The sequence below is a fragment of the Streptomyces viridosporus genome, assembly GCF_002078235.1.
GTDB classification, from domain to species: Bacteria; Actinomycetota; Actinomycetes; order Streptomycetales; family Streptomycetaceae; genus Streptomyces; species Streptomyces viridosporus.
The window spans coordinates 1-6,122 of the sequence record NZ_MSGP01000693.1 but is presented as its reverse complement, the minus strand read 5'-3'; the positions used below and the strand labels follow the sequence as shown (position 1 = coordinate 6,122).

The window sequence follows — 6,122 nt, the reverse complement described above, 5'->3', positions numbered from 1 at the left end:
CGGGAAGAGCGCCGACGGTGGCGAGGGCGGGATCGGGACCGGGGGACTCGTCGCCGCGGCCGTCGTCGTCGCGGCCCTCTTCGGGCTGGGCCGGCTGCGGCGCCGGCGCTGAGGCGGCAGGCGGCCGTCACTCTCCGGCCCGCCGGGCCACGAGCACCTCCAGGCCGTCCAGGATGCGCTGCAGTCCGAACGCGAAGTGGTCGAAGTCGGGGCCGAAGGTGTCCTCGGAGAGGCCGGCCAGGACGGGGTAGCGCCCGCTGGTCATGGCCTTCTCCAGCGCCGGGCGCTGGGCCTCCCAGAACTGCGCGTCCGTCAGCCCGGAGCTGCGTTCCGCCTCCTGTTCGTACAGCTGGGTGCGGGCGGCCCCGACGACGTACCCGTCGATCAGGATGATCGCCGACACCAGCTCGGGGTCGGACAGGCCCATCGGCTTGATCCGGGCGAGCACCTTCTCCATGCCGTCGAGCGCGCTCGGGCCGAGGATCGGGCGCGACTGGTTGACCTCCAGCAGCCAGGGGTGGCGGCGGTACAGGGCGAGGGTGGCGTGCCCCAGGGCCTCCAGGGCCGCGCGCCAGCCGCCGTCGCCGAGGTCGGCGGGGTCGGCGGGGTCGTCCGAGGGGCGCTGCACGCGGTCCAGCATCAGGTCGAGCAGCTCGCCCTTGCCGGGGACGTAGCGGTACAGGGACATCGTGCCGGTGCCGAGCTCCGCGGCGATCCGGCGCATCGAGACGGCGCCGAGCCCGTCCCGGTCCGCGACCTCGATGGCGGCCTCGACGACGCGCTCCAGCGTCAGGCCGGGTTTCGGCCCCCGGCTGGGCCGCCGGCCCGTGTCCCACAGCAGGTCGAGGGTGCGGGCGATGTCGCCGCTGCCACTGCTCTCCGTGCCGCCCCTACCGCTCGTCATGAGGGCAGTCTAGATCCGCGCGAAAAAACTGGGTACGCCGTACGCGCAATCGGGTACGGTGTACCCAGTTATTGGAAGGGGGGACCCATGAACGACGGTTACGCGGTCCGGGCCGAGGCCCTGGAGAAGCGCTACGGCGAGAAACGCGCCCTCGACGGCTTCGATCTCGCCGTCCGCGAGGGCACCGTGCACGGACTGCTCGGACCGAACGGCGCCGGCAAGACCACCGCCGTGCGCGTCCTGTCGACGCTGGTCCGGCCGGCCGGCGGGCGGGCCACGGTGGCCGGGCTCGACGTCGCCCGGCAGCCGCGCGAGGTGCGGGCGCGGATCGGGCTCACCGGTCAGTACGCGGCGGTGGACGAGGTGCTCACCGGGCGGCAGAACCTGGAGATGTTCGGGCGGCTGTTCCACCTGGGCGGCCGGCGGGCCCGGCTGCGGGCCGCCGAGCTGCTGGAGCGGTTCGACCTCACCGACGCCGCCGACCAGGGCGTCGGCGGCTACAGCGGCGGCATGTGGCGGCGCCTCGACCTCGCCGCCTCGATGGTCCTCGCGCCCGCCGTGCTCTTCCTGGACGAGCCGACGACGGGACTCGACCCCCGCAGCCGGGGCGAGGTGTGGGAATCGGTACGGGACCTGGTGGCCGGCGGCACGACCGTGCTGCTGACCACGCAGTACCTGGAGGAGGCCGACCGGCTGGCCTCCCGGATCACCGTCATCGACCAGGGGCGGGCCATCGCCGACGACACCCCGGACGGGCTGAAGAGCCGGGTCGGCGGCGACCGCATCGAGGTCGTCGTCGCCGACCGCGCCGACGTCCCGCGGGTGGTGAAGGTCGTGGCGAGGGTCGCCGACGGCGAGCCCGACGCGGACGAGACCGAGCTGCGGGTGCACGCCCCCGTGACCGACCGGGTGGCCGCGCTCACCGACGTGGCGCGCACCCTGCAGGACGAGGGCGTGCGGGTCGAGGACATCGGGCTGCGCCGGCCCAGCCTCGACGACGTGTTCCTGCGGCTGACCGGGCACCGCACGGACACCGCGCAGACGAAGGAGGCCGCCGCGTGAGCGCCGTCGACCTGACCGGACCGGCCGCGCACGGCCGGGTGTACTGGGTGCTCGCCGACTGCTGGAACGTCGTCCGGCGCGGCCTGACCCACTACCGGCGCCAGCCCGTCAACATCGCCTGGCAGCTCGGCTTCCCGATCCTGTCGGTGCTGCTCTACGGCTATGTCTTCGGCAGCGCGATGAAGGTGCCCGGCGGCGGGGACTACAAGGACTTCCTGATGCCGGGGATGTTCGTGATGACGATGGCGTTCGGGTTCGTCAACACGGCGACCCTCGTGGTCCACGACTCCACCAAGGGCGTGATCGACCGGTTCCGCTCGATGCCGATGGCCTCGTCCGCGGTGGTGGCCGGACGCGGGGTGACCGACCTGCTCGTCGCCTGCGCGGAGTTGGCGATCATGATGCTGACCGCGCTGGCCATGGGCTGGCGGCCGGAGGGCGGTTGGGGCTTCCTGGCGGCGTTCGGGCTGCTGCTGTGGCTGCGGTTCGCGCTGATCTGGATCGGGGTCTGGCTGGGCCTGCTGGTGCCCAACCCGGAGGCGGCGGGCGGGCTGTTCGCGGTCGCCTTCCCCCTGACGATGATCTCCAGCACCTTCGTGGCGCCGCAGCTCATGCCGGACTGGCTGGGCGGGGTCGCGGCCTGGAACCCGATCTCCTCGACCGCGGCGGCCACCCGTGGCCTGTTCGGCACGCCGGTCGGCGGCGGGGACTCCTGGGTCGAGCAGCACGCGCTGCTGATGGCGGGGGTGTGGCCCCTGGTGCTGACGGCGGTCTTCCTGCCGCTCGCGGTGCGGAGGTTCCAGCGGCTCAGCCGGTGAGCCGGTACGCGTGAGGGGCGCCCGGCGGACCACCGCCGGGCGCCCCTCGTTCACGTACCGCTCAGAGCTTCTCGATCACGTAGTCGACGCACCGGGTCAGCGCCTCGACGTCCGCCGGGTCGATCGCCGGGAACATCGCCACGCGGAGCTGGTTGCGGCCGAGCTTGCGGTAGGGCTCGGTGTCGACGATGCCGTTGGCGCGCAGCACCTTGGCGACGGCGGCGGCGTCCACCTCGTCGGTGAAGTCGATGGTGCCGATGACCTGGGACCGCTTGGCCGGGTCGGTGACGAAGGGGCTCGCGAACTTCACGTCCTCCGCCCAGCCGTACAGGGTGCGGGCGGAGGTGGCGGTGCGGCGGACCGCGAAGTCGAGGCCGCCCTGGCCGTTGAGCCACTCCAGCTGCTCGTTGAGCAGGAACAGCGTGGCGAGGGCCGGGGTGTTGTACGTCTGGTTCTTGCGGGAGTTGTCGATCGCGGTGGGCAGCGAGAAGAACTCCGGGACGTGGCGGCCGCTCGCGTGGATCCGCTCGGCGCGCTCGATCGCGGCCGGGGAGAACACGCCGATCCACAGGCCGCCGTCGGCGGCGAAGGACTTCTGCGGGGCGAAGTAGTAGACGTCGGTCTCGGCGATGTCGACCGGCAGGCCGCCCGCGCCGGAGGTGGCGTCCACCAGGACGAGGGCGCCCTCGTCGGCCCCGGCGACGCGGTGGATCGGCATGGCGACGCCGGTGGAGGTCTCGTTGTGGGTGAGGGCGTAGACGTCCACGCCGGCCGCGGCGACCGGCTCGGGGTGCGTGCCCGGGTCGGCGGAGATCACGTCCGGCTCGGCGAGCCAGGGGGCGAGCTGGGCGGCCTTGGCGAACTTGGAGCTGAACTCGCCGAAGCTGAGGTGCTGCGACTTGTTCTCGATCAGGCCGTGGGTCGCGATGTCCCAGAACGCGGTGGAGCCGCCGTTGCCGAGGATCACCTCGTAGCCGTCGGGCAGCTGGAACAGGTCGCGGATGCCCTCGCGCACCCTGCCGACCAGGTTCTTCACCGGGGCCTGGCGGTGGGAGGTGCCCATGAGGGAGGCGCCGGTCGCGGCCAGCGCGTCCAGCGCTTCCGTCCGCACCTTGGAGGGGCCCGCGCCGAATCGACCGTCGGCGGGCTTGATGTCAGCGGGAATCTGGATCTCAGCCACGGACGGAGCCTAGCGGCTCCGCGAAACCCGGGCGAAACGTCGTCCGTCGGCTGAGACGGACGACGGACCGCACGGCGGAAGGGGGCGGGGCCGTCGCCCCGCCCCCGTACGGCTCAGCTCCCGAGCCGCACCGGCAGCTCGTAGAGGTCGTTCTGGGTGACCACCGGCTTGTTGCGCAGTTCGCTCGCCGGGACCGCCAGGTCCAGCTCGGGGAAGCGCGCGTACAGGGCGGGCAGCGCCACGCCCGCCTCCAGGCGGGACAGGGCCGCGCCGGGGCAGACGTGCGGGCCGTGGCCGAAGGAGATGTGGCGGCCGGCGGTCTCGCGGGTGATGTCGAAGGCGCCGGCCGTGGGGCCGTGGGCCTGCTCGTCGCGGCCGATCGCGGCGTACGACACGATCAGCGCGTCCCCGGCGGGCAGGACCTTGTCGCCGACCGGCACGTCCTCGGTGGCGAACCGGACCAGCACGTGGGACGTGGGCGTGGACCAGCGCAGGGTCTCCTCGATCACCGCCGACCAGTCCGCCTTGCCGGACAGCACCAGCTCGCGCTGCTCGGGGTGGGTGGAGAGGTTGACCACCGCGTTGACGATGAGGGAGATCGTCGTCTCGTGGCCGGCCGCGACCATCAGCTGGAGCGTGGAGACGATCTCCTCGTCGGTGAGGTGGTCGCCCTCCTCGGACGCCTGGATCAGCGCGGACGTCAGGTCGTCGCCGGGGTGCTCCCGCTTGTGCGCGACCGTCTCGGTCATGATCTGCGCCAGCTCGGTCAGGGTCGCGATGACCTCCTCCGGCGGGGTCTGCGTGGAGAAGAACTTCTCGAAGAGTTCCTTCAGCCGCGGCAGCCGCTCCTCGGCCAGCCCCATCAGCTCGGCGACGACGTACATCGGCAGCGGGTAGGCGAACGCCGCCTTCAGGTCGACCGTGTCGCCGGGCCGCGCGGCCACGTCGTCCAGCAGGCCCTCGGTCAGCTCGGTGATCCGCTCCCGCATCCGCTCCACCCGGCGCGGGGTGAGCGCCTGGGCGACCAGGGTGCGCAGCCGGCGGTGGTCGACGCCGTCCACGGTGAGCATGGAGCGGGGCGGGTTGGCCAGACCGATCAGCGGCCAGTCGGGGGCGATCTCGCCGCGCTGCCAGGCACCCCAGACGTTGATGTCCTTCACCACCCGGGGGTCGGTGAGGAGCCTCTTCGCCTCCGCGTGGTGCGTGACCGCCCACACCGGGACGCCGCCCGGCAGGATCACGGCGGCCAGGGGCCCCGCGGCCCGCAGCGCCTCGCTCTCCCCGTCCAGGTCGCCGACGAACGGGTCGAGGTGGATGGGGGTCTGCTCGGTGCCGGGCGTGATCGTCGGAGAGTCCGTGCCAGCCGTCATGAGCGCGTGCCTCCAAGGGCGGGAGTGGGTGTGAAGGTGACCGGAAGTTCGGACAGCCCCCGCAGCCACGGCGACGGGCGGCGGGTCAGGGACGAGGCCGGCGTCGCGAGGTCGATGTCGGGCAGCCGGTCTAGGACGACCTCGATACCGGTCCGGGCGATCACCTCGGCGATCTCCTGCGCCGGGAACGGGCAGCGGTGCTCCCCGTGGCCGAAGGAGAAGTGCGCGCTGTTGCCGCCGGTCAGGGCCGAGCCGTCGGTGCGCACCTGGGGGTCGGAGTTGGCGCCCTGGAGGCCGAGCAGCAGCATGTCCCCCGCGCGGATGCGGCGGCCGCCGAGCTGGGTGTCGCGGGACGCCCAGCGGCCGGCCACGTTCTGGGTGGGGGTGTCCTCCCACAGCACCTCGTTCATGGCCTCGGCGATGCTGTTGCGGCCGCCGAAGAGGGAGGCGGCGAACCGGCTGTCGGTGAGCATCAGGTGCAGGGAGTTGCCGATCCAGTCGGCGGTCGGCTGGTGCCCGGCGGCCAGCATCACCATGAGGTCCTGGACGATCTCCTCCTCGGTGAAGCCCGAGGTGTCGGCGAGCATCCGGGACGCGACGTCGTCGGCGGGCTCCTTGTGGCGGCTCGCCACCAGCTCCGTCATCGACGTGAACAGGTGGGCCTGGCCCGCCAGCGCCCGCTCCCGCCCGTCGATCATGTCGTTGAGGGCGGTGACCAGCGCCGGGCTCTCCTCGTCGGTGAAGCCGTAGAGCCGGGCGAGGACCCGCACGGGCAGCAGCGCGGCGAA

6 protein-coding genes are annotated in these 6,122 nt (G+C 72.9%); 2 read left to right on the top strand and 4 right to left on the bottom strand.

Going from position 1 to position 6,122, the window contains the following annotated elements; translation table 11 throughout:
- Positions 1-127 precede the first annotated feature (127 nt).
- Entirely contained in the window at positions 128-904 is a 777-nt protein-coding gene (locus B7L92_RS35945) for a TetR/AcrR family transcriptional regulator (RefSeq protein ID WP_081241386.1), read from the bottom strand.
- 87 nt (positions 905-991) lie between these two features.
- Between B7L92_RS35945 and B7L92_RS35940 the strand changes: the two genes are divergently transcribed.
- Together B7L92_RS35940 and B7L92_RS35935 are read left to right on the top strand one after the other, a co-directional pair.
- Positions 992-1,966 carry an ATP-binding cassette domain-containing protein gene (locus B7L92_RS35940; RefSeq protein ID WP_081241385.1) on the top strand — a complete coding sequence of 325 codons (975 nt, stop codon included), beginning with the start codon at positions 992-994 and terminating at the stop codon, positions 1,964-1,966.
- Entirely contained in the window at positions 1,963-2,784 is an 822-nt protein-coding gene (locus B7L92_RS35935) for an ABC transporter permease (RefSeq protein ID WP_081241384.1), read from the top strand. Before B7L92_RS35940 ends, B7L92_RS35935 begins: the two co-directional genes overlap by 4 nt.
- 61 nt (positions 2,785-2,845) lie before the next feature.
- On the opposite strand, the gene serC is transcribed toward B7L92_RS35935, so the two are convergent.
- The 3 genes from serC to B7L92_RS35920 all read right to left on the bottom strand — a co-directional run.
- Positions 2,846-3,964 carry a phosphoserine transaminase gene (serC, locus tag B7L92_RS35930; protein WP_081241383.1) on the bottom strand — a complete coding sequence of 373 codons (1,119 nt, stop codon included), beginning with the start codon at positions 3,962-3,964 and terminating at the stop codon, positions 2,846-2,848.
- Between the two features lie 113 nt (positions 3,965-4,077).
- Positions 4,078-5,334, bottom strand: coding sequence for a cytochrome P450 family protein (locus B7L92_RS35925; RefSeq protein ID WP_081241382.1), 1,257 nt, complete (start codon positions 5,332-5,334; stop codon positions 4,078-4,080).
- Positions 5,331-6,122 (bottom strand): cytochrome P450 family protein (locus tag B7L92_RS35920; protein WP_143626446.1); only part of this gene is annotated, 792 nt, incomplete at its 5' end. The genes B7L92_RS35920 and B7L92_RS35925, both read right to left, overlap by 4 nt.